28 protein-coding genes and 1 tRNA gene are annotated in these 26,079 nt (G+C 71.3%); 16 read left to right on the top strand and 13 right to left on the bottom strand.

Going from position 1 to position 26,079, the window contains the following annotated elements; genetic code table 11:
• The first annotated feature begins 59 nt into the window (after positions 1 to 59).
• Positions 60 to 1,100 (top strand): NAD-dependent epimerase/dehydratase family protein, encoded by a 1,041-nt coding sequence (locus FFT09_RS10135; RefSeq protein ID WP_138382496.1) that lies wholly within the window; start codon positions 60 to 62, stop codon positions 1,098 to 1,100.
• Between the two features lie 113 nt (positions 1,101 to 1,213).
• Positions 1,214 to 2,704, top strand: a complete 1,491-nt coding sequence (locus FFT09_RS10130; protein WP_208544390.1) for an amidase — start codon at positions 1,214 to 1,216, stop codon at positions 2,702 to 2,704.
• A gap of 19 nt (positions 2,705 to 2,723) precedes the next feature.
• Here the strand turns inward: FFT09_RS10130 and FFT09_RS10125 are convergent, their stop codons facing one another.
• Positions 2,724 to 3,116 (bottom strand): VOC family protein, encoded by a 393-nt coding sequence (locus FFT09_RS10125; protein WP_138382495.1) that lies wholly within the window; start codon positions 3,114 to 3,116, stop codon positions 2,724 to 2,726.
• Positions 3,117 to 3,199: 83 nt separating this feature from the next.
• Positions 3,200 to 3,281 (bottom strand) — tRNA-Tyr (locus FFT09_RS10120).
• Between the two features lie 117 nt (positions 3,282 to 3,398).
• On the opposite strand from FFT09_RS10120, the gene FFT09_RS10115 reads away from it, so the two are divergent.
• A complete protein-coding gene (locus FFT09_RS10115; RefSeq protein WP_081193237.1) occupies positions 3,399 to 3,890 on the top strand; it encodes a YajQ family cyclic di-GMP-binding protein in 492 nt (163 codons plus the stop codon).
• Here FFT09_RS10115 and FFT09_RS10110 read toward each other — a convergent pair.
• The gene (locus FFT09_RS10110; RefSeq protein WP_138382494.1) at positions 3,881 to 4,357 is read right to left on the bottom strand and encodes a hypothetical protein; all 477 of its coding nucleotides are present in this window, start codon (positions 4,355 to 4,357) and stop codon (positions 3,881 to 3,883) included. The genes FFT09_RS10115 and FFT09_RS10110 overlap by 10 nt on opposite strands.
• A 205-nt stretch (positions 4,358 to 4,562) precedes the next feature.
• On the opposite strand from FFT09_RS10110, the gene FFT09_RS10105 reads away from it, so the two are divergent.
• A complete protein-coding gene (locus tag FFT09_RS10105; RefSeq protein ID WP_138382493.1) occupies positions 4,563 to 5,279 on the top strand; it encodes a DUF4232 domain-containing protein in 717 nt (238 codons plus the stop codon).
• Here FFT09_RS10105 and FFT09_RS10100 read toward each other — a convergent pair.
• Genes FFT09_RS10100 through FFT09_RS10085 form a run of 4 tightly spaced genes read right to left on the bottom strand, consistent with a single transcriptional unit; the run spans position 5,276 to position 8,411 of the window.
• The gene (locus tag FFT09_RS10100) at positions 5,276 to 6,067 is read right to left on the bottom strand and encodes a sulfite exporter TauE/SafE family protein (RefSeq protein ID WP_138382492.1); all 792 of its coding nucleotides are present in this window, start codon (positions 6,065 to 6,067) and stop codon (positions 5,276 to 5,278) included. The two genes, FFT09_RS10105 and FFT09_RS10100, sit on opposite strands and share 4 nt — an antisense overlap.
• Complete coding sequence (locus tag FFT09_RS10095) at positions 6,064 to 6,639, bottom strand: rhodanese-like domain-containing protein (RefSeq protein ID WP_037335048.1); 576 nt, start codon at positions 6,637 to 6,639, stop codon at positions 6,064 to 6,066. Before FFT09_RS10095 ends, FFT09_RS10100 begins: the two co-directional genes overlap by 4 nt.
• Positions 6,640 to 6,665: 26 nt before the next feature.
• Positions 6,666 to 8,087: an MBL fold metallo-hydrolase gene (locus FFT09_RS10090; protein WP_138382491.1), complete on the bottom strand. Its 1,422-nt coding sequence runs from the start codon at positions 8,085 to 8,087 to the stop codon at positions 6,666 to 6,668.
• A gap of 54 nt (positions 8,088 to 8,141) precedes the next feature.
• Positions 8,142 to 8,411 (bottom strand): metal-sensitive transcriptional regulator, encoded by a 270-nt coding sequence (locus FFT09_RS10085; RefSeq protein WP_024876392.1) that lies wholly within the window; start codon positions 8,409 to 8,411, stop codon positions 8,142 to 8,144.
• Between the two features lie 165 nt (positions 8,412 to 8,576).
• On the opposite strand from FFT09_RS10085, the gene rfbA reads away from it, so the two are divergent.
• Entirely contained in the window at positions 8,577 to 9,458 is an 882-nt protein-coding gene (gene rfbA, locus FFT09_RS10080; RefSeq protein ID WP_024876393.1) for a glucose-1-phosphate thymidylyltransferase RfbA, read from the top strand.
• A 45-nt stretch (positions 9,459 to 9,503) separates the two neighbouring features.
• Here rfbA and htpX read toward each other — a convergent pair whose 3' ends face one another.
• A complete protein-coding gene (gene htpX, locus FFT09_RS10075; protein WP_024876394.1) occupies positions 9,504 to 10,370 on the bottom strand; it encodes a zinc metalloprotease HtpX in 867 nt (288 codons plus the stop codon).
• A gap of 259 nt (positions 10,371 to 10,629) precedes the next feature.
• On the opposite strand from htpX, the gene FFT09_RS10070 reads away from it, so the two are divergent.
• From FFT09_RS10070 to FFT09_RS10055, 4 genes are read left to right on the top strand one after another with little or no spacing between them, the layout of a single operon-like run.
• Positions 10,630 to 11,634, top strand: coding sequence for a metal ABC transporter solute-binding protein, Zn/Mn family (locus tag FFT09_RS10070; RefSeq protein WP_244231292.1), 1,005 nt, complete (start codon positions 10,630 to 10,632; stop codon positions 11,632 to 11,634).
• Positions 11,631 to 12,407, top strand: coding sequence for a metal ABC transporter ATP-binding protein (locus FFT09_RS10065; protein WP_081193227.1), 777 nt, complete (start codon positions 11,631 to 11,633; stop codon positions 12,405 to 12,407). The genes FFT09_RS10070 and FFT09_RS10065 overlap by 4 nt, the downstream gene beginning before the upstream one ends.
• The gene (locus FFT09_RS10060) at positions 12,404 to 13,294 is read left to right on the top strand and encodes a metal ABC transporter permease (protein ID WP_138382489.1); all 891 of its coding nucleotides are present in this window, start codon (positions 12,404 to 12,406) and stop codon (positions 13,292 to 13,294) included. The genes FFT09_RS10065 and FFT09_RS10060 overlap by 4 nt, the downstream gene beginning before the upstream one ends.
• Positions 13,291 to 14,145 carry a metal ABC transporter permease gene (locus tag FFT09_RS10055; RefSeq protein WP_138382488.1) on the top strand — a complete coding sequence of 285 codons (855 nt, stop codon included), beginning with the start codon at positions 13,291 to 13,293 and terminating at the stop codon, positions 14,143 to 14,145. Before FFT09_RS10060 ends, FFT09_RS10055 begins: the two co-directional genes overlap by 4 nt.
• A 7-nt stretch (positions 14,146 to 14,152) precedes the next feature.
• On the opposite strand, the gene ddaH is transcribed toward FFT09_RS10055, so the two are convergent.
• Positions 14,153 to 14,977 carry a dimethylargininase gene (gene ddaH / locus FFT09_RS10050; protein ID WP_341869005.1) on the bottom strand — a complete coding sequence of 275 codons (825 nt, stop codon included), beginning with the start codon at positions 14,975 to 14,977 and terminating at the stop codon, positions 14,153 to 14,155.
• A 74-nt stretch (positions 14,978 to 15,051) separates the two neighbouring features.
• Between ddaH and FFT09_RS10045 the strand changes: the two genes are divergently transcribed.
• From FFT09_RS10045 to FFT09_RS10035, 3 genes are all read left to right on the top strand, one after another.
• Complete coding sequence (locus tag FFT09_RS10045) at positions 15,052 to 15,510, top strand: Lrp/AsnC family transcriptional regulator (protein WP_024876400.1); 459 nt, start codon at positions 15,052 to 15,054, stop codon at positions 15,508 to 15,510.
• 133 nt (positions 15,511 to 15,643) lie between these two features.
• Complete coding sequence (locus FFT09_RS10040) at positions 15,644 to 17,596, top strand: 2-oxoacid:acceptor oxidoreductase subunit alpha (protein ID WP_138382487.1); 1,953 nt, start codon at positions 15,644 to 15,646, stop codon at positions 17,594 to 17,596.
• Positions 17,593 to 18,657 (top strand): 2-oxoacid:ferredoxin oxidoreductase subunit beta, encoded by a 1,065-nt coding sequence (locus tag FFT09_RS10035; RefSeq protein ID WP_081193217.1) that lies wholly within the window; start codon positions 17,593 to 17,595, stop codon positions 18,655 to 18,657. The genes FFT09_RS10040 and FFT09_RS10035 overlap by 4 nt, the downstream gene beginning before the upstream one ends.
• A gap of 37 nt (positions 18,658 to 18,694) precedes the next feature.
• Here the strand turns inward: FFT09_RS10035 and FFT09_RS10030 are convergent, their stop codons facing one another.
• Both FFT09_RS10030 and FFT09_RS10025 read right to left on the bottom strand, forming a co-directional pair.
• On the bottom strand, positions 18,695 to 19,732 hold the full coding sequence (locus tag FFT09_RS10030; protein WP_138382486.1) for a sunset domain-containing protein: 1,038 nt from the start codon (positions 19,730 to 19,732) through the stop codon (positions 18,695 to 18,697).
• A 25-nt stretch (positions 19,733 to 19,757) separates the two neighbouring features.
• Positions 19,758 to 20,780 carry a polyprenyl synthetase family protein gene (locus FFT09_RS10025; RefSeq protein ID WP_138382485.1) on the bottom strand — a complete coding sequence of 341 codons (1,023 nt, stop codon included), beginning with the start codon at positions 20,778 to 20,780 and terminating at the stop codon, positions 19,758 to 19,760.
• A 324-nt stretch (positions 20,781 to 21,104) separates the two neighbouring features.
• On the opposite strand from FFT09_RS10025, the gene FFT09_RS10020 reads away from it, so the two are divergent.
• The 4 genes from FFT09_RS10020 to FFT09_RS10005 are packed head-to-tail and all read left to right on the top strand — an operon-like array spanning position 21,105 to position 24,075.
• Complete coding sequence (locus tag FFT09_RS10020) at positions 21,105 to 21,575, top strand: hypothetical protein (RefSeq protein WP_244231291.1); 471 nt, start codon at positions 21,105 to 21,107, stop codon at positions 21,573 to 21,575.
• Positions 21,572 to 22,192 carry a DUF3558 domain-containing protein gene (locus tag FFT09_RS10015; protein WP_138382484.1) on the top strand — a complete coding sequence of 207 codons (621 nt, stop codon included), beginning with the start codon at positions 21,572 to 21,574 and terminating at the stop codon, positions 22,190 to 22,192. Before FFT09_RS10020 ends, FFT09_RS10015 begins: the two co-directional genes overlap by 4 nt.
• Positions 22,193 to 22,205: 13 nt before the next feature.
• Positions 22,206 to 23,375, top strand: coding sequence for a hypothetical protein (locus tag FFT09_RS10010; protein ID WP_138382483.1), 1,170 nt, complete (start codon positions 22,206 to 22,208; stop codon positions 23,373 to 23,375).
• A gap of 4 nt (positions 23,376 to 23,379) precedes the next feature.
• Positions 23,380 to 24,075, top strand: coding sequence for an ESX secretion-associated protein EspG (locus FFT09_RS10005; RefSeq protein ID WP_138382482.1), 696 nt, complete (start codon positions 23,380 to 23,382; stop codon positions 24,073 to 24,075).
• A 7-nt stretch (positions 24,076 to 24,082) separates the two neighbouring features.
• Here FFT09_RS10005 and FFT09_RS10000 read toward each other — a convergent pair whose 3' ends face one another.
• Together FFT09_RS10000 and nuoN are read right to left on the bottom strand one after the other, a co-directional pair.
• A complete protein-coding gene (locus FFT09_RS10000; protein WP_138382481.1) occupies positions 24,083 to 24,463 on the bottom strand; it encodes a nuclear transport factor 2 family protein in 381 nt (126 codons plus the stop codon).
• Positions 24,464 to 24,502: 39 nt separating this feature from the next.
• Positions 24,503 to 26,074, bottom strand: a complete 1,572-nt coding sequence (nuoN, locus tag FFT09_RS09995; protein WP_138382480.1) for an NADH-quinone oxidoreductase subunit NuoN — start codon at positions 26,072 to 26,074, stop codon at positions 24,503 to 24,505.
• Positions 26,075 to 26,079 lie beyond the last annotated feature (5 nt).

Here is a 26,079-nt window from a genome sequence, read left to right as displayed (position 1 = left end):
TCTCGCCGACGGCGAACGCGGGTGGTCCGCTGTCACGAGGGGCGCACAGGATGATTTCCATGCGTCTTCTCGTGCTCGGCGGCACCTCGTTTCTGTCCAGGCAGATCGCTTACGACGCCGTCACGCGCCGTCACGACGTGGTGTGTGCGGCGCGTGGCCGCTCGGGTTCGGTGCCCGAGGGTGCTCGGCTTCTCGCCCTGGACCGCGACGAACCGGGTGCTGTCGACGTGTTGACTGGTGAGCGGTTCGACGCGGTGGTCGACGTGGCGACCGGGGCGCTGGGTTGGGTGCTCGATGCCCTGGCCGTACTGGCCGACCGTGTCGAGCACTGGACCTTCGTCTCCAGCATCAACGCCTACGCCGACACCGGCACTCCGGGCCAGACCACGAAGGCCCCGCTCTGTGAGCCGGTCCTGGAAACGCAGCATTTCGCGCTGTCCGACCTCACCGTCGAACGGTACGGCGGGACCAAGGTCGCCAGTGAGAACGCGGTGCGAGAGCGGATGGGTCCGGACCGAAGCTTCGTGGTTCGCCCCGGCATCATCAGTGGTCCCGGTGACGAGATGGACCGTTTCGGCTACTGGACGGCCCGGTTCGCCCGCGGCGGGCAGGCCATCGTTCCCGACACACCGCACCCACCGATCCAGCACATCGATGTCCGCGACCTCGCCGCCTGGATCGTCACCGCCTGCGAACAGCGCCTCGCGGGCACCTACGACGCAGTCGGCCCCGTCCTCGAACTCGGAGCGGTACTGCGCGAGGCCTCGGAACTCGTCGGAGCCGCCGATCTGCGTTTGGTGCCTTTCTCCCCGGAGGTCCTGGTCGAAGCCGGAGTCAACCCGTGGGGCGGGCCACGGTCGCTGCCCCTCTGGCTGCCCGCCGACAAACACGGCCTCGTCGCCCACGACCCGCGCCCCGCGCTCGCCGCCGGACTCCGACCGCGCTCCCTGGCCGACACCGTGCGCTCCGCTTTCGCCGATGAACAAGCGCGCGGCCTCGATCGGCCTCGCGCCGCCGGTCTGACACCGGCAGAGGAGCGCGAAGTCCTCCACCGCACCGTGCCAGAGCCCGACGGCGGGGATCACAGCGGCCGGTATTAGGTGAGCCCGGGTATCGAGCCGACTCACGAACTGTCACGGCAGCGGTCGAACGTGACGCACGGACGGCTGGCGCGTTGTCACTGTCGAGAGGAACTTCGAGCGGGGCGGTGTGCATGGCGGCGATCGAGTACGGCGAGTACCGGCGCTACGACGCGGTGGGCCTGGCCGAGCTGGTGGCTCGGCGGGAGGTGTCGCCCGCCGAGCTGCTGGCGACGGCGATGCTCCGGGCCGATCAGGTCAACGGGCGGTTGAACGCGATCGTGTACCCGATGCACGAGATCGCCAGGCGGAGGGCGGCCACGGAGTTGTCGGGCCCGTTCGCGGGAGTTCCGTTCCTGCTCAAGGACCTCAAGCAGGACTACGCGGGCGTGCCGACCGGCAGCGGCACCCGGGCCCTGCGCGGCCACGCGGCCGCGCGGCACAGCGAGGTGGTCCGGCGCTGGCTCGACGCCGGGCTCGTGCCGTTCGGCAGGACGGCCACGCCCGAGTTCGGCACCAAGGGCATCACCGAGTCCGCGGCCACCGGTGCGAGTCGCAACCCCTGGAACCTCGACCACACACCCGGTGGCTCGTCCGGGGGTTCGGCTGCGGCGGTGGCGGCGGGCGTGGTGCCGGTGGCGGGCGCCAGCGACGGCGGAGGGTCCATCCGCATCCCCGCCGCCTGCTGCGGCCTGGTCGGGCTCAAGCCCGGCCGTGGTCTGGTGCCCGCGGGGCCCGACCACGACGAGCACCTGGCGGGCGCCGCCACGGACGGAGTGGTGTCGCGCACCGTCCGCGACACCGCCGCGATGCTGGACGTGCTGGCGCGGACTCCCGACCCCGGCGGACCGTACCTGGCCGCCGTCCCCGGCACCTCGTACGCCGAGCTCGCCGGCCGGACACCGCCGAAGCTGCGGATCGGCTTCACCACCCGCTCTCCCCTCGGCACGCCCGTCCACGCGGAGGCCGTCGCCGCGGTGGAGCACGCGGCCACGCTGCTCGGCAAGCTCGGCCACGACGTCGAGCCCGCCGAACCGGACATCGACGGGGTGGCGCTCGCCCGGGACTTCATGACGATGTGGTCGGCGCAGACCGCGCTGACCATCGCGACGATCAAGCGTGACACCGGTGCCCGCGACCGGGAGTTCGAGGTGGACAACCGCCTGCTCGCCGCGTCAGCACGCACCGTGCGCGCCGTGGATCACGCCGAGGCACGGGCGCGCTGGAACGGCTACACGCGCGCGCTCGCCGACTTCCACGAGCGCTACGACCTGCTGCTCACCCCGACGCTGGCACGCCCGCCCGTGCGCATCGGCGAACTGGCCACGCCGCCGCTGTTGCGTCTCGGCGGTGAGCTCCTGCTGCGGCTCCGGCTCACCGGCCCCTTCACGAAGACGAAAGCGTGGAACGACCAGGTCCTCGCCAACCTCGCGCCCGTTCCGTTCACCCAGCTGGCCAACATCACCGGCAGGCCCGCGATGTCGCTGCCGCTGCACCGCACAGCCGAGGACCTGCCACTAGGGGTGCAGTTCGTGGGCAGGCTCGGTGGGGAGCCGACCCTGCTGGCGCTGGCGACGCAACTGGAGGCCGAACACGCCTGGGCGGACGCCGAACCGGCGTTGTGACAGCGGCGCTCGACCGGGCTCACGCGGGGCCGAGCAGGTCCCACCGGTTGCCCGCGATGTCCAGGAACACCGCCACCCGCCCGTAGTCCTCGGTGCGGGGTTCCGTGGCGAACTCGACTCCGGCCGCGACCATCCGCTCGTACGCGGCGTCGAAGTCGTCCACCTGCAGGAAGAACCCCACCCTGCCCGCGAACTGGTCTCCCACCACGGCCTGCTGGCGTGCGCCGTCGGCGCGGGCGAGCAGGATGCCGGTCTCCGCGCCGGGCGGCCGGACGACGACCCACCGCTTCGGGCGGCCGTCGTTCGTGAGCGACGGCGTGTCCTCGACGAGTTCGAAGCCCAGCGCATCGACGAAGAACCGGATGGCGGGGTCGTAGTCGTCCACCACCAGCGCGGCCAGGTGCAGTCGCATGGCGAGCACCCTAGCGGCGTGTCCGGGCCTCACACGGCAAACGCCCCGCCGACCTGGTGGTCAGCGGGGCGTTTCGGCTGTTGTGGCGGGTGAGGGATTCGAACCCCCGTAGGCTGAGCCGTCTGATTTACAGTCAGATCCCTTTGGCCACTCGGGTAACCCGCCAGGACCGGTCGTCCCGGTCGGCGTCCAGGATAGCGAACACCTTCCTTGCCCGGTCGGCGGGGTTGGCAGTGACTAGGGTGGAGCCATCCCAACTGCCGAAACAACGAGGTGTGTGACGTGGCCGATCCCTCTTTCGACGTCGTGAGCAAGGTCGACCGCCAGGAGGTGGACAACGCGGTGAAGCAGGCGGGCAAGGAGCTGTCCACCCGGTTCGACTTCCGCGGCACCGGGGCCAAGATCGACTGGTCCGGCGAGCACACGGTGGTGATCGAGGCCGAGACCGACAAGCGCGTGGAGGCCGCGGTCGAGGTCTTCAAGGAGAAGCTGGTCAAGCGCGGCATCTCGCTGAAGGCGTTCGAGGCCGGTGAGCCCGCCGTGTCCGGCAAGATCTACAAGGTGGCGGGCACGATCCTGGAGGGCATCGAGACCGACAAGGCGAAGAAGATCGCCAAGTTCATCCGCGACGAGGGCCCGAAGGGTGTGCAGGCGCAGATCCAGGGCGACCAGCTGCGGGTGTCCGCGAAGAAGAAGGACCACCTGCAGGACGTCATCGCGTTGCTGAAGGAGAAGGACTTCGGGATCGCGCTGCAGTTCACGAACTACCGCTGACGGTCGCGGCGGAAGTACGTGTTGGCGGCGGGCCGGAACATCAGCACCATCGCGGCGACCACGGCGCCGAGGTGCACGATCCGGCTCGCCGTGAACAGCCACTCCGCCAGAGTGAGGCCCGCGAGTGCGGCGACGGGATCGTGGCCCTGGAGCAGCGACTGGATCGGGTTGATCAGCAGCGTCACCGTGCCGATCACTCCCAGCATCGCCGCCAGCGTGAGCCGGGCCCAGTTCCGGCCTCGGCGCAGCCACCCGACGAGGTAGACGGCCACGGCGAAGACGACGAGCCGCACCCCCACCCCCGCCACGATCTCGCCGGGCGAGGCCGTCCCCTCCGCGAGCAGGTCGGCGACCGCCAGGACCGTCTCGAAGACGCCTGCCGCGACGGCGACCAGCCACATTCGGGATGCGGTCAGCACGGGGCGTGGGACGGCGGCGGTGGGTGCGGTGGTGACAGAGCCGGTCATGGTGGTCCTTCGTCGAACATCGGGATCGCCACTCATGATCGTGTTCCGGGAGCTGCCACACACGCCCGCAGACCCCCGGACCCGCGAGGGGGTCAGCCCTACGAGCCGCCTCCGATCGGGGGGTCGTCGGCACGGCGAGCAACCCCGTCGAGGGGTTGTGACGTCCTCCGGCCAGAACCCACGAGTAGATGGGGGTGTGGCCGTGATGACACGTGACACGAGAGTTCGCAGACTGCTGGTCGCGGTGGGTACGGCGCTGGCGCTGACCGCGTGCGGCAGCGGGACCGAGGCATCCGACACCGGCGCGGCCGAGGGCACCGGCGCGACGTCGGAGGCACCGGTGGCCGAGCCGGTGTCGGAGTCGCCCTCGGAGCTGAGGGCGCAGGTCGGGTCGACCCCGGACACCGCGCCGCCCGGCACGCCCGCCGCCGAGCCGGAATCGGCGGAACCGGAGCGCACGCAGGCTCCTCCGCGACCACCGCAGGATCCCGACTACTGCGCGTCCGGCAATCTGTCCCTGACCCTGGGCGAGGGCGGTGGCGCGGCGGGCACGGTGTACCGGCCGCTGCGGTTCACCAACGTCGGAGACGTGCCGTGCGTGCTGCACGGGTTCCCCGGCGTGTCGTACGTCGCGGGCGACGACGGGCACCAGGTCGGCGAGGCCGCCATGCACACGGGCGGCAAGGGCGCGGCGCTGACGTTGCGCCCGGGCGAGGTGGCCCACGCCGATGTCGGCTTCACGCAGGTGCGCAACTACGACGAGTCCACCTGCCACCCGACGGACGTGCGCGGGCTGCGGATCTACCCGCCGCAGGAGACCGCCTCGCTGTTCGTCGAGTCGCCGGGGACGGGGTGCGCGAGCGGCGCTGTGCGCGACCAGCTCTCGGTCTCGACGATCGAGGCCGGTGCGGGCGGGCGCTAACCCAGCGACTCCGGAGCGACGGTGGCGGCGACAGCCACGAACGCCGCCACCGCGAGCACCACGACGGCGAAGCCGGTGCGCAGCACGCGGGCGGGAACGCGGCTCGACACGGTGGCGGCCCCGGCGGCCACCACGAGAGCCGCCGTGGCGAACGCCGCGAACACGCCGGGGTCGATGTCGCCGACGGCGTCGGCGTGCGCGACGAGCCCGGACAGGGAGTTGAGCACCACCACGACCAGCGAGGTCGCGACGGCCTCGTGGGAGGTGAGGCCCAGCAACAGGCCCAGCGCGGGGACGATGACGAAGCCGCCGCCGACGCCGAACAGGCCCGTGAGGAGGCCGACGGCGGCGCCCGCGGCGACGGCCTTCGGCAGGCAGCTGCGCCAGTTGACGCTGCCGTCGCTGGTGCGGCACGCACCCGCGTGGTCGCCGCCGCCGCGCAGCATGCGCACGGCGACGACCACCATGAGCGCGGCGAACGCCAGCAGCAGCCAGCGCTGCGGGAGCAGGCCGCCCAGCGCCGCGCCCGCGAACGTGGCGGGCACTCCGGCGGCACCGAACACCAGTGCCACCGGCCACCGCACCACCGCGCGCCGGCTTTTCGGCAGCAACGCGGCCAGCGACGACAAGGCCACCACCGCGAGCGAGGTCGGAATCGCCACCGCCAGCGGCTGGCCCACCCCGTAGACCAGGGCGGGCACGGCGAGGATGGCGCCGCCCGCGCCCAACGCGCCCAGCACGGCGCCGATACCGGCGCCAGCCAGCGCCGCGGGCAGCACCACCGTCATCGGCTCAGGGGGCTTCGGGGCTCCGTCACCTCGGCCACGTGCGCGTCCGGTGCGCCGGCCGCGCGGCGGTTCACCGGCAGCAGCGCCAGCACGCGCGACATCGCGCACGTGTTCGTCACCGCCGCGACGGTGAGGCCGGCGCCGACGAACCCGGCGAGCCACTTCAGGGGCCGGTAGGCGATGCTGCCGAGCACGCCGCTGAGCACGAGCGTGCCCGCCGCGAGCCGCACCTGGCGCTCCATCGCCCAGGCGCCGCGCCCGCGCCGGACGTCACCGCCGTCGCGTTCCCACTGGCCGAGGCCACCGGCGAGGACGGTCGGCTCGGCTCCTGCCTGGTGCAGCAACGTCCTCGCCTGCTCGGCCCGGCCCCCGGACGCGCATACCAGCACGATCGGGTCGTCGTGGCGCACGGTCAACTCGTCCTGGCGCGCGCGGAGCACGTCGAGCGGGACGTTGGCCGAGCCGGGGATGTGCTCGGCGGCGAACTCGCCCGGGCTGCGGACGTCGATCAGCCGCAGGGATGTCTTCCCGGTCAGCAGGGTGCGCAGCCGGGTCGTGTCGATCTGTGTCATCGGTGAAAGGGCTCCTCGGGGAGGGGTCAGGATTCCAGGGGGACGCCCGCGTCGGAGGCGTTGTCGAACTTGTCGTCGATCAGGACCACGGTGCGGCCCGCGTTGGCCAGCACCGACGCTGCGGCGGTCGCGCGGTAGCCGCTGCCGCAGTGAACCCACACCGCGCCGGGTGGCACCTCGTCGACCCGCCTCGCGATGTCGTAGAGCGGGATGTGGACCGCGTCCGGCACGTGCGCGGCGGTGAACTCGTTGGTGGTGCGCACGTCCAGCACCACCTCGGGGGCGGGCAGGTCCCGCGCGCCGCCGTCGCGGGCGGCGGCGAGGTCGGCGAACGTGGCCACCGGCAGGGTGCGGAGCTGATCCGCGTCGGCCGCCAGCTCCTCCGGCGTTCCGGCGGCCGAGGCGGCGATCCGGTCGATGCCGATCCGGGCGAGTTCCCGCTGTGCCTGCGCCACCTGGTCCGACGTCTCGCCGAGCAGGGTGACCGGAGCGCCCCAGTCGATCATCCAGCCGAGCCACGTCGCCATCGGGCCGTCGAGCCCGAGCCCCACGGTGCCGGCGAGGTGCGACTTCACGTAGGCCTTGCGCGACCGCAGGTCGACGACCCATTCGCCGGATTCGAGCCGGTGCCGCAGTTCGTCCGCGTCGGCCCGCGTCGGCGCCCGCAGGTCCAGCGGCTCCGGTCCCGCGGTGTTGCGCACCCCCATGTGCGCGTAGTAGGCCGGGTAGGCGTCGAGACCGGCGAGGGTCTGCTCCACGAACTCGTGCTCGGCCAGGGTGAACGCGGGATTCGAGCGGCGCTGGTCGCCGATGGTCGAGGAATCACCCTCCGCCTGTCCCGCCGAGCAGAAACTCCCGAATCCGTGGGTGGGCCAGATCCGGGTGCCGTCGGGGAGTTCGTCGCCGAGCCTGCGCGCGGAGGCGTGCTGGTGGCGGGCCAGGACCTCGCTGTGCTCGTCGCCCAGCAGATCCGTGCGGCCCGTGGTGCCGTAGAGGAGGGAACCGCCGGTGAACACGCCGACCGGGCCCTCGTCACCCTCCAGGACGTAGGACAGGTGGTGGAAGGTGTGCCCGGGCGTGGCCACGGCGCGCACCCGCAGGCGCGGAGAGACCTCGACGACCTCGCCGTCGCTCAGCCCGCGGTGCGCGAACGGCACCTCGTCGTCGGCCGACAGCGCGTACTCGGCGCCGGTCAGACGCGAGAGTTCCAGGCCACCGGAGACGTAGTCGTTGTGGACGTGGGTCTCCAGCACCAGCGCCACGCGCGAGCCGAGCCGTCCCGCCGCCGCGAGTACGCGGTCGACGTCGCGTTGCGGGTCGACGACCACGGCCAGCTCGCCGTCCGAGGCGACATAGCTGCGATCGCCCAGCGACGAGGTCTCGACGATCTCGACCGCGAGACCGCCGGGCAGTGCCGAGTCGGTGTCGCGGGTTTCAGTGCGTGTCATCGTGCTCGCCTTTCGACGTGGTTGTGGATACCCCAGGGGGTACCGAAACTTCTCTCAGGCCAACGACAGGAACAGGCGCTCCAATTCCTGCTCCGTCATCTCCGGCTCCTCGTCGTTGTCGCGAGACTGCTGGCAGTACCGCATACCACTGGCCACGATCCGGAAACCAGCGCGATCAAGGGCCCTGGACACGGCCGCGAGCTGGGTCAGCACCTGAGCGCAGTCACCGCCCTCCTCAATGTCCTCGATCAACGCGGCGAGTTGCCCCTGCGCCCTGCGCAGCCGCGTCAGCGCGTCCCCCACGAGTTCGGGTTTCATCTGCATCGCCAACACCTCCACCGGGGAGCCTAGCAAACCCCTGGGGGTATATGCCGTACGCGGATCGTCACGCGCCCCCTGAGGTGCGGACACGGCTACGGGAAGTGCGGACACGGCTACGGGGGCTGCGGACACGATGGCGGGGCGGCGGGGCGCGATACCGTGTCCGGCATGAAAGGCATCGTGCTGGCAGGCGGCAGTGGGACGCGGTTGCACCCGATCACCCAGGCGACGTCCAAGCAACTGCTGCCCGTCTACGACAAGCCGATGATCTACTACCCGCTGTCGGTGCTGATGCTGGCCGGGATCAGGGAGATCCTCGTCATCTCCACCCCGAGCGACCTGCCGAACTTCCGGCGCCTGCTCGGTGACGGCAGCCAGTGGGGCCTCGACCTGCGTTACGCGGAACAGCCCAGCCCCAACGGGCTGGCCGAGGCGTTCGTGATCGGCGCCGACTTCGTTGGCGACGACGACGTGGCGCTCATCCTGGGTGACAACATCTTCTACGGCCGGGGTTTCTCCGGTCTGTTGCGCGAGCAGTCCTCCGGCCTCGACGGCTGCGCGCTGTTCGGCTACGCGGTGAAGGACCCGCAGCGCTACGGCGTCGGCGAGGTGGACGCCGAGGGCACCCTGCTCTCGATCGAGGAGAAGCCGGTCTCGCCGCGCTCGAATCTCGCCATCACGGGCCTGTACTTCTACGACAACGAGGTCGTCGACATCGCGCGGAGTCTCGCGCCGTCACCGCGGGGTGAGCTGGAGATCACCGACGTGAACCTCACCTACCTGCGGCGGGGGCGGGCACGCATGACCACGCTGAGCCGGGGATTCGCGTGGCTGGACACCGGCACTCACGACTCGCTGCTGGAAGCCGCCCAGTTCGTGCAGGTGCTGGAGCACCGCACCGGGGTCCGCATCGCCTGTCTGGAGGAGGTGGCGCTGCGGATGGGGTTCATCACGGCCGACGAGTGTCACCGGCTCGGCGCGAAACTCGCCAAGAGCGGCTACGGCGACTACGTGATGGCCGTGGCGCGGGACTCGGGCGCCGAAGGCTGAACGCCTGACACGGCCGAACCGGCCGCGCGCGGTCCCGGCTCCTGGTCAGGGCCGGAACGGGCGCTTGGCCATCTCCTCCAGCCTGCGTACCCGCTCGTCCATCGGCGGGTGGGTGGAGAACAGGTGGGAGAGCCGCTCACCGGGCCGGAACGGATTCGCGATCATGAGGTGCGACTGCGACACCACCTTCGGCTCGGGCGCGAGCGGGAGCGCCTGCGTGCCCCGCTGCAGCTTCCGCAGCGCGGACGCCAGCGCCAGCGGGTCGCCGGTCAGCTCGGCACCCGAGGCATCGGCCTGGTACTCGCGCGACCGGCTGACGCTCATGCGCACGATCCCGGCGGCCACCGGCCCGAGGAACACGAGCAGCAGCGTGGCGATGGGGTTGCCGCCGTCGCGGTTGCCGCCGAACAGCCCGGCGAACAACGCCATGTTGGCGAGGAAGCTGACCACGCTGGCCAGTGCGCCCGCGACACTGGAGATGAGGATGTCGCGGTTGTAGACGTGGGACAGCTCGTGGCCGAGGACCGCCCGCAGCTCGCGCTCGTCGAGCAGCTGCAGGATGCCGGTGGTGCAGCACACCGCCGCGTTGCGGGGGTTACGGCCGGTGGCGAACGCGTTGGGTGCCTGGGTGGGGCTGACGTAGAGGCGGGGCATGGGCTGCCGCGCGGACGTGGCGAGTTCTCGCACGATCCGGTACATCGCGGGCTGTTCCGCTTCGGAGACCGCGCGGGCCCGCATGGCGCGCAGCGCGAGCTTGTCGGAGTTGAAGTAGGCGTAGCCGTTGACGGCGAGCGCGATGAGCAGGCCGATGACCAGCGCGCCCCTGCCGAACAGTCCGCTGATCGCCACGATCATGGCGCTGAGCAGACCGAGCAGCAACGCCGTCTTCAACCCGTTGCGGTGGCTGTGCACGTGCTCTGCCTCCTAGTCGCGGGGTCTGGTCCGGCTCGACCGGCCGACCTCCCCGCAAGGAAAACGATGCCGGTCGCGGGCGTGTTCCGGGGTGTGCCCCACCTCGCCCGGTCCGGGGGTCGCGGCTGCGGCCGCGGTGAGCGGGTGCCCTGCCGGGTACCCGCCGGGATCGGCCACGGCGCCGCCGGGCGGGCCCACCTCGACAGCGATGTTGGGTAGTCCTTATCCTGAATTTCGGCACGGCGAAAAAGGAGGACCGGTGAGCCTGGACGACGCGCGCTCGCTGGCGCTGGGGCGCGGGCGCGCTCGCGCCCGCGACCGGCGTGCCCTGGTGGCGCTCGTGCTCACCGCCACGCTCGCCGTGTCCCTTGCCGCCGCCCATGCGCTGCGCCCCGCGACGGCGGGAGCCGGTCCCGGCTCGGCGTTGCGGGTGGTGACCACCACCACCTTCGTCGACGACGCGGTCAGGGCCGTCGGAGGCCGCGACGTCTCCACCGTGCGGCTGATGGGCCCCGGTGTCGATCCGCACCTCTACCAGGCGAAGGCGAGTGACCTGCGGGAGCTGCGGCGCGCCGACGCGGTCGTGGCCGTCGGGCTGTACCTGGAGGGTTCGCTGATGCGGACGCTCGACGCGGTGTCGGAGTCGACGCCGGTGCTGTACGCGGGTGAGGCCGTCCCGCCGGAGGACCTGCTGTCGCCACCGCCGGGCTCGGCGCCCGAGGAGGAGTACGACCCGCACGTGTGGTTCGAGCCGCGCCTGTGGGTCCACGTCGTCAACGCGATCACGGCCCGGCTCGCCGCCCTCGACCCCGCGCACGCCGACGACTACCGGCGGCGCGGCGCGGACTACCGCGAGCGGGTACTGGAGCTGGCGGGCCAGGTGCGCGCCGAACTCGCGGACATCCCCGAGCAGCGGCGTGTGCTGGTGACCTCCCACGACGCCTTCCGGTACTTCGGCAGGGCCTTCGAGCTGGAGGTGGTGGCCATCCAGGGCATCTCGACGCAGCAGGAGGCGAGCACCGCCGACCTCGACCGGGTCGCCGACGTGGTGGCCGAGCGGCGCGTGCCGTCGGTGTTCGTGGAGACGAGCATGCCGGGCCGCACCCTGGACGCCGTCCTCGCCGCGGTGCGCGCGCGGGGCGGCGAGGCGCGGCTCGGTGCCCCGCTGTACTCGGACTCCACCGGCGCCGACGGCACCCCTGAGGGCGGTTACGCCGGCATGCTGCTGGCCAACGCCCGGCGCATCGCGGAGGGACTGCGATGACGGCCACGTCGCGCCGCGGGGCGGCGGATTCGGGACTCGGCGAGACGACGCCCGCACTCAGCCTGCGGGGCGTCACGGCGTCCTACGGTGGCCGGACGGTCCTGGCGGACGTGAGCGTCGACGTGCCCGCGGCCACCCTGTCGGCGGTGGTCGGACCCAACGGAGCCGGGAAGTCCACACTGGTCAAGGCAGCCCTGGGGCTGATCCCGGCCGTGCGGGGACGGGTGCGGCTGCTGGGCGAGCCGCTGTCCGGGGTGCGGCGCCGCGTGGCCTACGTGCCGCAGCAGGACGCGGTGACCAGCGACTTCCCCATCACGGCCGTGCAGGTCGTGGAGATGGGCCGCTATCCGCACCGGGGTTGGTGGCGGCGCCTGCGCGAGGCCGACGACGAACTGGTCGCCGAGGCGATGGACCAGGTCGGCGTGGTGGATCTCGCGAACCGCCCGCTCGACGAGCTCTCCGGCGGGCAGCGGCAACGGGTGTTCCTGGCCAGGGCGCTGGCTCAGCGCGCCGAGCTGGTCATTCTCGACGAGCCGTTCACGGCCGTGGACGCGCGCACGGAGTCGGCGCTGCTGGACGTGCTGACCGGGCTGTGCGCCAGGGGCGCCTCGGTGATCGCGGTACACCACGACCTGCGCACGGTGCTGCGCCGGTTCGACCACGCCGTGCTGCTCGCCGGTGAGGTGGTGGCGGCGGGCCCGGTCTCCGGGGTCCTCACGGCCGCGCACCTGGAACGCGCCTACGGCATGGCTCCGCTGGTGCTCGACTCGTGATCGGCGAACTGCTGGCGTGGCTGCCGCTGCCCTACCCCGACGCCGTCGTCGTGGTCGGCACCGCCGCCGTGGGGTTCGTGGCAGGCGCGCTGGGGCCGCTGGCGGTGTTGCGGGGCCGCAGCATGTTCGGCGACGCGATGAGCCACGGCACCCTCGCCGGTGTCGCCGTCGCGTTCCTCGCCACCGGTGCGGCCGTGCCCGAGGTCCTGCTGTTCGGCGCCGCGGTGTCGGCGGCGCTGGCCGCCGCCGCGATGATCATGCTGGAGCGCTCGGGAAGGCTGCGGCCCGACGCGGCCATCGGAGTCGTGCTGTCGGTGTCGCTCGCGTCGGGAATCGTGCTGATCACCCACATCGGCGGAACCGGGGACAGCGGCCAGGCCGGGCTCACCGGCTACCTGCTGGGGCAGCCTGCAGGCATGTCGGAACGCGACATCGCTCTCACGCTGGCGCTGGGTGCCGGGGCGCTGGTCGTGCTGGCGGCGGGGTTCCGGCTCCTGCGCAGTGCCGCGTTCGACCCGGGCTTCACGGCGGTGGCGGGCGTGCCGACGTGGGCGGTGGACACGACGAGCACCGGGCTGCTGGCGCTCGCGGTGGTACTCGGGGTCCGCACCGTCGGCGCGATCCTCATGGTGGCGCTGCTGGTGGCCCCGGTGGTCGCGGCCAGGCAGGTGACGAGGCGGCTCGCGACGCTGGTGCCGCTCTCCGGGGCGGTGGGTGCGGTGTGCGGCGCGCTCGGCGGGGTGCTCTCCGGCCGCGCCGAGCTGCCGGCGGGCCCGGTGATCGTGCTGCTCGCCACGGCGGCGGCCCTGGTCTCGGTGGTGTGCGCACCGCGCCGCGGAGTCCTGGCGCGCCTGCGCAGGGCACGACGTGCGGAGCGCGCCCGGTGACCCCGGACGACGTGCTGATCGTGCTCGTGGCCGGACTGCTGTCGACGTCGTGCGCGGTGCTCGGCAGCTTCCTGCTGCTGCGGCGGCAGGCCCTGCTGCCGGACGCGGTGAGCCACGCGGTGCTGCCCGGCATCGTGCTGGTGTTCCTGCTGACCGGCGAGCGAGCCTCGGCCGCGACCGTCCTGGGAGCCACCGCGTTCGGGGTCGCGTGCGTGGCCGGGTCCGAGTGGTTGCGGCGAACCGGAGTGGTGGCCTCCGACGCCGCGCTGGCGCTGGTGTTTCCCGCGCTGTTCTCGCTGGGAGTGCTCGGCATCGGCGCCTACGCCTCGGGCGCGCACATCGACCTCGACTCGGCCCTGTTCGGCGACATCACGTTCGCGCCGCTGCGCACCGTCGAGGTCGGCGGCGCACCCGTTCCGACGTCGTTGCTGGTCACGGGCATCGCGGCTGTCTGCACGGTGCTGTTCGTGGTGCTGCTGTGGCGGCCGTTGCAGGCGGCGGCCTTCGATCCCGACTTCGCCGAGCTGTCCGGGCTGCGGGGTGCGGTGGCGGCCCGGATGCTGCTGGTGGTCGTGTCGGGCACGGCGGTCGTCGCGTTCGACAGTGTCGGTGCCGTGCTGGTGATCACGTTCTTCGTCGTGCCGGCCGCCACCGCCCGCCTGCTGACCCACCGGCTCGCCCCCATGCTCCTGGTCGCGGTCGGGGCGGGGTGGGTCAGCTCGCTGGCGGGTCACCGGGTGGCGCTGGCGCTGGACTCGTCGGTGGCGGGCTCGATCGGGCTCACGAGCGCGGCGCTGTTCGCGCTCGCTCTCGCCGCGGGCAGGCTCGCCCGCCGCCGCCGGGTGCGTTGAGTGCGCCCTACTTGCGGATCTCCATGGTGCAGCACTTGGGTCCGCCACCGGCCTTGCGCAGCTCGGAGATGTCCACGAACACCGGCTCGTAGCCGTGCGCGGCCACCTTCTCCGCCAGTGCCCCCGCCTCGACCGGCAGCACGACGTTGCGGCCGTCCGACACCGCGTTGAGCCCGAGGCAGCTCGCATCCGCCGCGTCGGCGAGGACCGCGTCGGGGAACAGCCGCTCCAGCGCCCGCCTCGATCCGGGCGAGAACGCCTCCGGGTAGTACGCGACGTGCGCCGCCCGGTCGTCGGTGGCCTCCGACAGGACGAACAGCGCCGTGTCGAGGTGGTAGTAGCGCGGATCGAGCAGTTTCAGAGACACCACGGGGACTCCCAGGACCTCCTGGGCCTCGGCGTGCGCGCGCGGGTCGGTGCGGAACCCGGTGCCCGCGAGCAGCACCCGGCCCGTCCAGGCGAAGTCGCCCTCGGCCTCGTTGACCTCGCGGGGCATCGTGACGTCGCGGAAGCCGTTCTCGACGAACCAGCGGCGGAAGTGCTCGGCCTCGGCGGCCCGCTCCCGGGTCGCGAACCGCGACCCCAGCACCCGGCCGTCCACAACCGTGCCGGAGTTGGCGGCGAACACCATGTCGGGCAGGCCGGGCTGCGGTTCCACCTCGTCGACGAGGTGGCCGAGCCTGCGGTAGGTGTCCCGCAGCTCGCTCCACTGCCGCAGGGCCAGGGCCGGGTCCACGGGTGCGTTGGGGTCCATCCACGGGTTGATGGCGTAGTCGACGGCGAAGTGGCGCGGCGGGCACATCACGTAGCGGCGGGGCATGGGTACGCGCATGCTTCGAATGTATGCGTACCGTAATCCGGCTATCAATTGTCATTGCTTGCGCATTGGTGTGCTAAACGTTGCGTGTGAACACGCTGGATCAACGTATCGTTTCGTGCCTGGTCGCCCACGCGCGGCAGAGCTACGCCGAGATCGGCAAGGTGGTGGGACTGTCGGCGCCCGCCGTGAAGCGGCGGGTCGACCGGCTGCTGGAGACCGGGGTGTTGCGGGGCTTCACCGCGGTCGTCGACCCGGAGGCGCTCGGGTGGGGCACGGAGGCGTTCGTCGAGGTGCACTGCCACGGCAACGTCTCCCCCGCGCGCATCAGGGCACACCTGGAGCCGTTGCCCGAGATCGTGGCCGCGTACACGGTGTCGGGCGCGGCCGACGCGATCGTGCATCTGCGCGCCGCCGACATCCACCACCTGGAGGACGCGCTGGAGCGCCTGCGAGGCTTGGAGATCATCGACCGGACCGTGTCCACCGTCGTGTTGTCGACGTTGCTGGAACGACCGCCGGACCCGGCCGGTGATTCCAGAGGCTGAGACGGAGGTACCCTGTTACCGCCGGTTACAGGTAAGTCGGATCACACGCCCCGACGGGCCCCGAAAATGACAAGTAATCTCGAAGTATAAGCGCGCCGCGCGCCGGAGTCGGGAGAGAGGGATTTGCTGGCCCATGAGCACAATCGAAGGCGGCAACGGCGGTGACGGTGAAGTCACGGGGGAACAGGAACTGTCGGCCACCAGGCCGACCGAGGTCAGTCGGCTCGACCGGGTGGTCATCCGGTTCGCCGGTGACTCCGGCGACGGGATGCAGCTGACCGGCGACCGCTTCACCTCCGAGGCCGCCGCGTTCGGCAACGACCTCGCCACCCTGCCGAACTACCCCGCCGAGATCCGGGCACCCCAGGGCACCATCCCCGGGGTCTCCAGCTTCCAGGTCCACTTCGCCGACTACGACATCCTGACCCCGGGCGACCGGCCCGACGTCCTCGTCGCCATGAACCCGGCCGCGCTGAAGGCCAACCTTGGCGACGTGCCCCGGGGCGGCATGGTGATCGTCAACACCGACGAGTTCACCAAACGCAACCTCAGCAAGGTCGGCTACGAGGCCGACCCGCTCGGCGACGACTCGCTCTCGGCCTTCGAGGTGTACGAGGTGGCGATGTCCACCCTCACCCAGGGCGCCCTCGCCGACACCGGCCTCGGCAAGAAGGACGCCGAACGCTGCAAGAACATGTTCGCCCTCGGCCTGCTGTCGTGGATGTACCACCGCCCCACCGAGGGCACCGAGGCGTTCCTGCGGGAGAAGTTCGCCGCGAAACCGCCCATCGCGGAGGCCAACATCCTGGCGTTTCGCGCGGGGTGGAACTACGGCGAGACCACCGAGGCGTTCAAGACCACCTTCGAGGTCGCGCCCGCGAAACTACCCCAGGGCACCTACCGCCAGATCACGGGCAACACCGCACTCGCGTACGGCATCGTGGCGGCGGGCCAGCGCTCCGAACTGCCGGTCCTGCTCGGCACCTACCCCATCACCCCGGCGTCGGACATCCTGCACGAGCTGTCGAAGCACAAGAACTTCGGTGTGCTCACCTTCCAGGCCGAGGACGAGATCGCGGGCATCGGCGCGGCGCTCGGAGCGTCCTACGGCGGCGCGCTCGGGGTCACGTCCACCTCCGGCCCCGGGCTGGCTCTCAAGTCGGAGACCGTCGGGCTCGGCGTGATGATCGAGCTGCCGCTCGTGGTGATCGACGTGCAACGCGGTGGCCCCTCCACGGGCCTGCCCACCAAAACCGAGCAGGCGGACCTGCTGCAGGCCATGTACGGCCGCAACAGCGAGTCGCCGGTGCCGATCGTGGCCCCGTGCTCCCCGTCCGACTGCTTCGACGCCGCGCTGGAGGCCACGCGCATCGCGTTGACCTACCGCACCCCGGTGCTGCTGCTCTCCGACGGCGCCATCGCGAACGGCTCGGAACCGTGGCTGATCCCGGACGTCACCACGCTGCCCGACCTGCGCGTGAGCTTCGCGTCCGAACCCAACGCCGCCGACGGATCCGGCGAGTTCTGGCCCTACGTGCGCGACCCGGAGACCCTGGCCCGCGAGTGGGCCGTGCCCGGCACAGCCGGTCTCCAGCACCGGGTCGGCGGGCTGGAGAAGGCCGACGGCAAGGGCAACATCTCCTACGACCCCGACAACCACGACGCGATGGTCCGGCTGCGCCAAGCCAAGATCGACGGGATCGACGTGCCGGACCTGGAGGTCGACGACCCGAGCAACGGCGAGGCCAGGGTCCTCGCGCTCGGGTGGGGCTCCACGTACGGCCCGATCGGGGCGGCCTGCCGCCGCGTGCGAGGCAAGGGTGTTCCCATCGCGCAGGCACACCTGCGGCACCTGAACCCGTTCCCCGCGAACCTCGGCGAGGTGCTCGCCGCGTACGACACCGTCGTGGTGCCCGAGATGAACATGGGGCAGCTCGCGGCACTGCTGCGCGCGAAGTACCTCGTGGACGTCCACTCCCACACCAAGATCGCCGGCCTTCCCTTCAAGGCGGAGGAGTTGGAACACGTGTTCACCGACATCACCGACCGCACTTCCGGTGCGAACAAGGAGGTCGTGGTCAAGTGACCCAAGTCGACCTGGGCCTGCCGTCCCTCGGCGGGCTCGACCTGGTACCCACGACCGACGACAAGCAGAAGGCGAAGGACTACAAGTCCGACCAGGAGGTCCGGTGGTGCCCGGGCTGCGGCGACTACGTGGTGCTCAACACCATGCAGTCCTTCCTGCCGACCCTGGGACTCAAGCGCGAGAACATCGTGTTCGTCTCGGGCATCGGCTGCTCCAGCCGCTTCCCGTACTACATGAACACCTACGGGATGCACTCCATCCACGGCAGGGCACCCGCCATCGCGACCGGGCTGGCCACCACCCGGCCGGACCTGTCGGTGTGGGTGGTCACCGGGGACGGCGACGCGCTGTCGATCGGCGGCAACCACCTCATCCACGCGCTGCGGCGCAACGTCAACCTCAAGATCCTGCTGTTCAACAACCAGATCTACGGGCTGACCAAGGGGCAGTACTCGCCCACCAGCGAACCGGGCAAGGTCACCAAGTCCACCCCGCTGGGTTCGCTCGACACGCCCTTCAACCCCATCTCGCTCGCGGTGGGAGCCGAGGCCACCTTCGTGGGGCGGGCACTCGACTCCGACCGCAAGGGCCTCACCGAGGTGCTGACGGCGGCGGCCCAGCACCGCGGTTCGGCGTTCGTGGAGATCTACCAGAACTGCCCGATCTTCAACGACGGCGCCTTCGACGTCCTCAAGGACGCCGACGAGGCGTCCCGCCGAATCATCCCGCTCTCGCCGGGCGAGCCGATCCGGTTCGGCCCCGAACGCGAGTTCGGCGTCGGCCGCAGCGGCTGGGGTGGCCTGGAAGCGGGCAAGGTCTCCGAGATCGGTGAGGACAACGTGGTGACCCACGACCCGACCATCGCCGACAGCTCGTACGCGTTCGCACTGTCGCGGCTGAACGACGAGACCCTCAGCTACACCGCCACCGGCATCTTCCGGCAGGTCACTCGCCCCACCTACGACGACCTCGCCCGCGCGCAGGTGGAGCAGGAGGCGGCGAGCAGGCCCGCCGACCTTCAGGCACTGATCACCGGCAAGGACACCTGGACCGTCGGGTAGGTCCGGGCCCGGGAGGGCGCCAGTCGGGTCGGGCAGTTCAGGAGGACAGCGGGCGGAACCCGACCCGCTCGGCATCGGCCGGGGTGCGGAACCACACCTCGGCCACCATGCGGGGGTACTGCTCCGAGCCCTCGGCGCAGTAGCGCAGAGCGGTGACGCTCGCCTTCACCGTGAAGTCCTCCGACGGTCGTTCGCCACCCGGTTTCGGCATGGCGGAGCCGGGGCCGAACGGGCCGGGCGGCAACGCGCCCTCCCCCGCCTGTGACCGGACGGGGGGCGGGGTGTCGGACGGTTCGAACAGGGAACCACCGTGGCCGCCGCCCGAGTCCTGCCCCCGGCGCGCCACGGGCCGCATCGACGGCTCCACCGGCCGGGGAGCGTCGAAGCTCTCCGCCGACCTGCCCGGCTGCCGCTTGGGCAGCAGGGTGGTGCGCTCCCCGGGCTCGGGAGTGTCCTCGCTCTCGGGTCCGTCGCCGTACGCGTAGGTCGCGGAATCACCGGGATCGGCGTCGGGCGCTGGTTCGAACAGGCTGCCGCCCCGACGTCCGCCCCGATCGTCCTCGGAGGAACCGGTGCCGAGCCCGCCGTACGCGCCGCGATACTGCGTGGGCTCGTCGGCGTCGGCCTCGTCGCCGTACTCCGGGTAGTCGGGCTCCAGTGCGTCGAGCCGGGAGAAGTCCTCGTCGATGTCGTCGACCTGGGACGCCTCCGGCCGGGCCGAAGCCCCCCGGCCCTGGAGGCTGTCCTGCTCCAGCCAGCCCGGCGCGGGAGCGAGGTGTTCGGTCACCTCCTGCGGCGTGGCGGAGTCGGGCGCCGACGAAGCGGGCTCGACCTGCCGGGTGGCCGGCGCGACGGGGTCGTCCTCGTCCTCCCGCGATCCGGCTGCCGGAGCGATCCGGGTGCGTTCTGCGCCACCGGCCCGCCCGGACCGGGCCGCCGACGGCGCCGAGGTCAGACTGCGTTGCAGCTCGGCGGCGCGGCGCTGCGCGGGACGGGCGAGGAAGAGCCAGGAGAGGAACGCACCCAGCACGAACGCCACCGCGCTGAAGACCCACACCTGACCGAAAACCGACATGACGGCTGCCTTCCTGCTGGGCTTGCTAGTGGGTCCGGGCGACGAGGTAGTCGGCGACCGACTCGCAGGCTTCCCTCGCCGGCGACGCGGGCAGTCCGGCGAGCTCCTCCCGTGCGCGCCGAGCGTAGTCGGCCAGTGTCGCCCTGGTGCGTTCGAGGCCACCCGAACGACGGAGCAACTCCAGCGCCTCCGCCACCGAGTCATCGTCCGTCAGCGGGCCGCTCAGCAACTCCACGAGCCGGGGTTCCGGCGCCCGCTCCGACAGGGCGTAGTGCATGGGCAGCGTGCGCACGCCTTCCCGCAGATCGGTGCCCTGTGGCTTGCCGGACGTGTCGGAGGGCGAGGCGATGTCGATGATGTCGTCGGAGATCTGGAACGCCGTGCCGACGATGGAGCCGAAGCGGTGCAGCGCCTCGATGCGCTCGGCACCGGCCCCGGAGAACATGCCGCCGAACCGGCCCGCCGTCGCGATCAGCGATCCGGTCTTCTGCCCGATGACCGAGAGGTAGTGGTCCACGGGATCGTCACCGTGCTGCGGGCCGACCGTCTCGCGCATCTGCCCGGTGACCAGCTCCCCGAACGTCTCCGCGATGATGCGCGCCGCGTCGGTGCCCAGGTCCGCCACCAGCAGGGAGGCGTGCGCGAACAGGTAGTCACCCGTCAGGATCGCCACGCTGTTGTCCCACCGGGCGTTGACGCTGGGAGCGCCCCGGCGCATCGTGGCCTCGTCCATCACGTCGTCGTGGTAGAGCGTGGCGAGGTGGACCAGCTCGACCGCGGCGGCCGCGGTGACCACGGCCTCGTGCCGCCCTCCAGGCCCGAACTGGGACGCCAGCAGCGTGAACATGGGACGGAACCGCTTGCCCCCCGCGTCGACCAGGTGACGCGCGGCCTCGTCGATGGCGGCGACGTCGCTGCTCACCACGCCGCGCAGCACGTCCTCCACGTCGTCGAGCCCGGCGACGAGTGTCCGCAGCAACTGCTCGTCCGCGATCTGCAGCCCGACTGCAGCGCGCAACTCGTCGATGGTGCCATCACGCACTGACACGTCGGCTCCGCCCTTTCGACCCTCGGCACACGGTCCTCACAAGCCTAATGGGCCGAGGTCACGCACCGATGACCCGCAGGTAGAGCACCCTCGGTGACACTCGCGACACGTCCGGATGCACTGAGGTAGCGTGCTAGCCACCGCGTCACGCAGCGCTGTGACGCAACAGTGACGTCAACACGGGTCGGAAATCGCGAAATTGGAACAAGGAATTCACTTACGTTTTCATCACATCGAATGGGACGGGGTGCGAGATGGGATCGATGTTGCTAATTTCGTTCCGCTCGACACAAGGGATTCACGCAGACTGGATGCGGGGCAATAGTGGCGAGAGAGATTCGAGGAATAGCCCGTCCGGGTGGCGAAGCGATCTACCGGCCACCCCCGGATGCCACAGCGTCCGGCGCCCCGGACACGGAGGGCGCCCCTCTCGCCCGCGCAGCCCGCATCAGCACCGCAGCCGCGCAAGCATCCCTCGACGACGACGGGTTCGCCCTCGAGACCCAAGTCCTCGAACAGCTCGTCCGCAAGTGGGGCGACTTCGCCGACCACTACCGGGAAGCGATCCGAGCGGCGCGTGACATCGCTTCCGCGCAGGAGCCGGGGCTGGACTTCGCAAGTGTCGGACACGCCGAGAAGGTGCGGGCTTCCGGCGCGGAATTGCAGCTCGCACTGGAGGAACGCCTCGGGTACTGCGTGGACATGCGGGACCGACTCCGCGCAGCTCTTGGCGGGTACGTCGGCGCCGAGGACGAGGCTGCAGCCGAGACGGCGCGAATGGGCGCGCTGGAATGAAGCACTTCTCGGCCGCCATAGCGCTGGTCAGCGTCGCCGCGCTCATCACAGGATGCTCGACACCCACCAGCAGTGGAGCGCCCACACCGGCCGTCCCGACCTCTATCCCGACAGCACTCTCCTCCGAGAGCACCGCTCCCCGCGTCCCCGCAGTGAGCGATCCCTTGGAGATCGACGCCCTGCTCGACGAACCCTGCTCATCGCTCACCGCCGACCAGATCATCGAATATCTCGGCGAGAACGCGGAAACCAAACGCAGCGAATCAGAGATCGCCGGACCTTCCTGCTCCTGGCACGCCGATATGGGCAGCGACGCCGAAATAGCGGTCACCTACCCACAGCTCACCGACGACGGCTTGGCCGCCCTGTACCGGAACAGTTACAAGCATGCCTACTTCTTGGAAGCGCCATCCGTGAGCGGCTACCCCGCCATCTCCTACGGCATCCTGGACAACCGAGATAAGGGCGAGTGCCTCATCACCGTCGGCACCAGCGACTCCGACTACGTCAACGTCGACGTCTACCTCGGTCACCATTCCGTCGGTAGGAAAGATCCCTGCGACGCGGCGCACGAGGTCGCCACCGACGTGATCGACAACATCAAGGCAACCGACTGACGGCGGGAGGGTCATGGTCAACGAAACTCCGCTCACGGCGGCCCAGATCTACGAGCAGGTCACCGGCGGCCACGGTTCCGACAGCCTGGCAACCGCCGCCGCTTCCGCGCAGCAACTGACACGGCTGCTCGAGGACCTCTCGGCCGACGTGCGAGCCACCGCCGATACCGGGCTCGGCTGGCAGGGCGGAGCTGGTGAGCGAGCCGCACTGCTTGCATGGCCCTTGTCTCACACGGTGGAAACCGACAGCGCGCTGCTGCGCGACACCGACCGCGCCGTGACGGACCAGATCACCGCCTTCGGCACCGTCCGCGACAGCGTGGTGCCCGTACCGCCGCAACCACCGGCACCCACCAAGGAAGACCTGATCGTGGATCTGCTCGGCGGCGACTCCTTCGAGGCGAAGCTGGACGGCTACGAGCGCGACGCCTGGCACAACGTCGCCGCGTTCCGCTCCTACCACCAGGCCAGCACCGCCAACGGTGACACGGTGCCGGTGCACTACACCCCACTGCGCGGCGAGGGCATCGAGATCACGCGGGTGGAGGAGCACGCGCGGGCCGCCGATCCCGGCACGGGCCCGGCCGCCTCCGGCACCGCCGACACCGAATCCTCCGCGTCCCCCGACTCCCGCGCGCCCTCGTCCCGGTCGGCGGTGGACGCCGGCCGGCCGGAACTACCGGCATCCCGGGAGCGCTCCGACGGCACGCAGGCGGCGGCCTCCCACACCTCGTCGCCGGTGGTCACCAATCCGTCCCACGAGCAGCAACAACCAGGACGGCCGACCGCGCCTGCGCCATCGGCACAGCACACCGGCTCGCCCGCGTCCGCCCCTGCCGTGGGAGGCGCCCCTCCGCGCCCGGCCCCGCGCACGGACGCCCCGGGTCGGACACCCACCACACCCCGGACCGGCTCGCCGCCGCCCCCGGGCCGCCGAAGCGGGGCGGGGGCGGTCGGCCGGCCGGCCGCGTCCCGTGGCGGCACTGCGTCCCCGGCCGGCACGACGGGCGCCGCGCCCAGGGGCGCGGCCGGGATACCCGCGGCGGGCGCCACGCGCGGTGCGGGCGAGGACAAGGATCGCCGCCGCCCGGACTACCTGCGCGAGGCCGACCCGGACGACACGTTCCGCGACCCGCTGCCCACGGCGGCACCACCGGTCATCGGTGAGCGACCGTCGAGGTAGTCGGGTGGCGGCCGAGTTGACCCTGCACACGGTGCTCGACGCGCTGTCGAGAATCGGTTGCCACACCCCGCACCCCGTGTTCGCAGGCGGTGCTCGCTACGTTCCGCCGTCCGCCGCCGCCCGCGTCGCCGCGGGCACGCTGGACGAACTCGCCGCCGCCGGACTCACGCGGGGCGAGCGGCTCACACCCGAGTTCGAGGACGTGCTCCACGTCCTCGCCCGACCGCACACCGAGTACATCGCCCACACGCGCTCGGCGCGGGCCGAACACAGTGCGCTGGTGGCCGCTCGCGGCCGGTCGGTGGTCGTCGCGGTCCGGTGCGACACACGGGTTCGCCTCGACACCGCCACCGCGCACCTGTTGCCGGACCTCCTGGTCGACACGCTGCCCGGCTGGGACGAGCCGGAGGAGTTCGAGCCGTTCACCGTCCCCGCGCAACGACTTCGGGACGGCGACGCGCAGGAGGCACACGTGCTGCACGACCTGCTGTCCCGGCCCGAACACGGAATCGGCTACCTCCGTGTGGCACGGCGGCCCGACGGCGGTGAGCGCGTCAGTGCGGAAGGCGTGGTCTGCTACCTCGATCTCGACATCGGGCGGGTCGGGTTGCACCGGGCCGGAGAGCACATCGCCGTGTTCCCCGGCAGCCCGTCCCGGTTGGCGTCCAGAGTGGCCGCGCTCCGCGCCACCCTGGACTGAGGACCGCTCACAGCTCGATCCAGTAGGACGTGCTGCGCTTGATCTTCGCGGTTTTGCTGTGGCCGCTGAACCGGTAGACGTCACAGCAGCGCAACTCGCCTCGCCCAGTGAAGATCATGCGGCTGCTGACCGCTCCCTCGCTCCCGTGCGTGAGGATGCTGTCCAACCGCACCGTCTCCGGCCGCTGCTCGAAGGCCGACTCCACCGCGGCGGCGAAGTCGGCCCACCCTCGAACAGTGCGCGCTCCGACGATCTCCCACTCGACATCGTCGGCGACGGCCGAGCGCAGCGCTTCCGTGTCGTGCTCCACCAGCGCGATGACGTAGTCGCGCAGCACCTGTTTCCTGGGGGCGTTACCGCAGTCCGGCGTGACCGTGATCTGGACCATGACCGCAGGCTAGCCGCCACCTCCGACAGCCGCGCCTCGTCACGACGCGATCGCGAAGCCTCCGGCACCGGCCCAGTCGAGAGCGAACGTCGGCGCGATCCCGAGCAGCAGCGTGATCACCACGCCCAGCGTGATAGCGGCGGTGGTGAACGTCCCCGGCACGCTGACCGTGGGGCCGTCGTCCGCGGGCTTCGAGAAGTACATCAGCACCACGACACGCAGGTAGAAGAAAGCGGCCACGGCGCTGAACACCAGCCCGATCACCACGAGCGGCGCCATACCGTCGGACAGTGCCGCCGAGAACACCACGAACTTCCCGACGAACCCGCTCGTGAGCGGAATGCCGGCGAGCGCGAACAGCAGGAACGTGAACACCGCCGCCAGCAACGGGGACCGCTTCGCCAGGCCCGCCCACGCCGACAGGTGCGTGGCCTCACCGCCCGCGTCGCGCACCAGCGAGACGACGCCGAACGCGGCCAGCGTCGTGAAGCCGTAGGCGAGGAGGTAGAACAGCGTGCCCGACAGGCCCTCTTCGGTCAGCGCCATGGTGCCCACCAGCAGGAACCCGGCGTGGGCGATCGACGAGTAGGCGATCATGCGCTTGACGTCGGTCTGGGTGAGCCCCAGCACCGCGCCGATCGCCATCGACACGATGGCGACGCCCCACAGCACCCCGCGCCACTCCCAGTTCGTCGACTCGAAGCCCACGGTGAGCACCCGCAGCATGCCGCCGAACGCGGCGACCTTGGTGCACGCGGCCATGAACGCGGTGACCGGCGTCGGCGCGCCCTGGTAGACGTCCGGCGTCCACGTGTGGAAGGGACCGACGGACGCCTTGAACAGCAGGCCGACCATGAGCAGGCCCAGTCCCGCGAACAGCAGCGTGTCCGACCGGTCGGTGCCCGCCGTGGCGTTGGCGATGTCGGAAAGCCGCACCGACCCGGCGTAGCCGTAGAGCAGCGCGAGGCCGTACAGGAAGAAGGCACTGGCGAAGGCGCCGAGCAGGAAGTACTTGACCGCCGCCTCCTGCGACAGCAGCCGCCGCCTGCGCGCCAGCGCGCACATCAGATACAGCGGCAGGCTCAGCACTTCCAGTGCGACGAACATCGTGAGCAGGTCGTTGGCCGCGGTGAACGCCATCATGCCGCCGAGCGCGAACAGCGTCAGCGGGAAGATCTCGGTCTGCATCGGCTTGGTCGCCGCCTGCTCGGCGTCCTGGTAGGTGCCGGGGCTGATGCCCGCCTCGGCCACGAACGCCCCGCCCTGCTCGACCGTGCGGTCGGCGATCAGCAGCAGCGCGGCCACCGCCAGCGCTAGCAGCGTGCCCCAGAGGAACAGGGCCGGTCCGTCGATCGCCAGCGTGCCGCTCAGCGTCGTGGTGCCGCGTTCGGGCGCGTCGGGCACGTAGAGGGCCAGGGCGAGACCGGCGCCGACCACGGCCAGCAGGCTCAGCGTCACCTGCGCCGTCCAGCGCCGCTCGGGTGACAGGAACGCCTCCAGCAGCACACCGAGGCACGCCACGCCGAGCACGATCAGCAGCGGCATGACGGCCGCGTAGTCGATGGCGGGCGCCTCGATCGGCCCCTGCTGGGCGAGATGAAGGTTCAACACGGCTG

This window comes from Saccharomonospora piscinae, from assembly GCF_005862235.1.
Taxonomy (GTDB): domain Bacteria; phylum Actinomycetota; class Actinomycetes; order Mycobacteriales; family Pseudonocardiaceae; genus Saccharomonospora; species Saccharomonospora piscinae.
Note: the sequence above shows the minus strand (reverse complement) of the source record. Positions and strands in the feature narration are given on the sequence as shown.

Coding starts and splice junctions, on each gene's coding strand:
- FFT09_RS10010 (WP_138382483.1), top strand. CDS start 22,206: ATGGTCAACGAAACTCCGCTCACGGCGGCCCAGATCTACGAGCAGGTC.
- FFT09_RS10135 (WP_138382496.1), top strand. CDS start 60: ATGCGTCTTCTCGTGCTCGGCGGCACCTCGTTTCTGTCCAGGCAGATC.
- FFT09_RS10090 (WP_138382491.1), bottom strand. CDS start 8,087: ATGACACGCACTGAAACCCGCGACACCGACTCGGCACTGCCCGGCGGT.
- FFT09_RS10125 (WP_138382495.1), bottom strand. CDS start 3,116: ATGCGACTGCACCTGGCCGCGCTGGTGGTGGACGACTACGACCCCGCC.
- FFT09_RS10000 (WP_138382481.1), bottom strand. CDS start 24,463: ATGGTCCAGATCACGGTCACGCCGGACTGCGGTAACGCCCCCAGGAAA.
- FFT09_RS10110 (WP_138382494.1), bottom strand. CDS start 4,357: ATGACCGGCTCTGTCACCACCGCACCCACCGCCGCCGTCCCACGCCCC.
- FFT09_RS10015 (WP_138382484.1), top strand. CDS start 21,572: ATGAAGCACTTCTCGGCCGCCATAGCGCTGGTCAGCGTCGCCGCGCTC.
- FFT09_RS10085 (WP_024876392.1), bottom strand. CDS start 8,411: ATGCAGATGAAACCCGAACTCGTGGGGGACGCGCTGACGCGGCTGCGC.
- ddaH (WP_341869005.1), bottom strand. CDS start 14,977: ATGCGCGTACCCATGCCCCGCCGCTACGTGATGTGCCCGCCGCGCCAC.
- FFT09_RS10130 (WP_208544390.1), top strand. CDS start 1,214: ATGGCGGCGATCGAGTACGGCGAGTACCGGCGCTACGACGCGGTGGGC.
- FFT09_RS10065 (WP_081193227.1), top strand. CDS start 11,631: ATGACGGCCACGTCGCGCCGCGGGGCGGCGGATTCGGGACTCGGCGAG.
- FFT09_RS10030 (WP_138382486.1), bottom strand. CDS start 19,732: ATGTCGGTTTTCGGTCAGGTGTGGGTCTTCAGCGCGGTGGCGTTCGTG.
- FFT09_RS10105 (WP_138382493.1), top strand. CDS start 4,563: ATGACACGTGACACGAGAGTTCGCAGACTGCTGGTCGCGGTGGGTACG.
- rfbA (WP_024876393.1), top strand. CDS start 8,577: ATGAAAGGCATCGTGCTGGCAGGCGGCAGTGGGACGCGGTTGCACCCG.
- FFT09_RS10100 (WP_138382492.1), bottom strand. CDS start 6,067: ATGACGGTGGTGCTGCCCGCGGCGCTGGCTGGCGCCGGTATCGGCGCC.
- FFT09_RS10040 (WP_138382487.1), top strand. CDS start 15,644: ATGAGCACAATCGAAGGCGGCAACGGCGGTGACGGTGAAGTCACGGGG.
- FFT09_RS10095 (WP_037335048.1), bottom strand. CDS start 6,639: ATGACACAGATCGACACGACCCGGCTGCGCACCCTGCTGACCGGGAAG.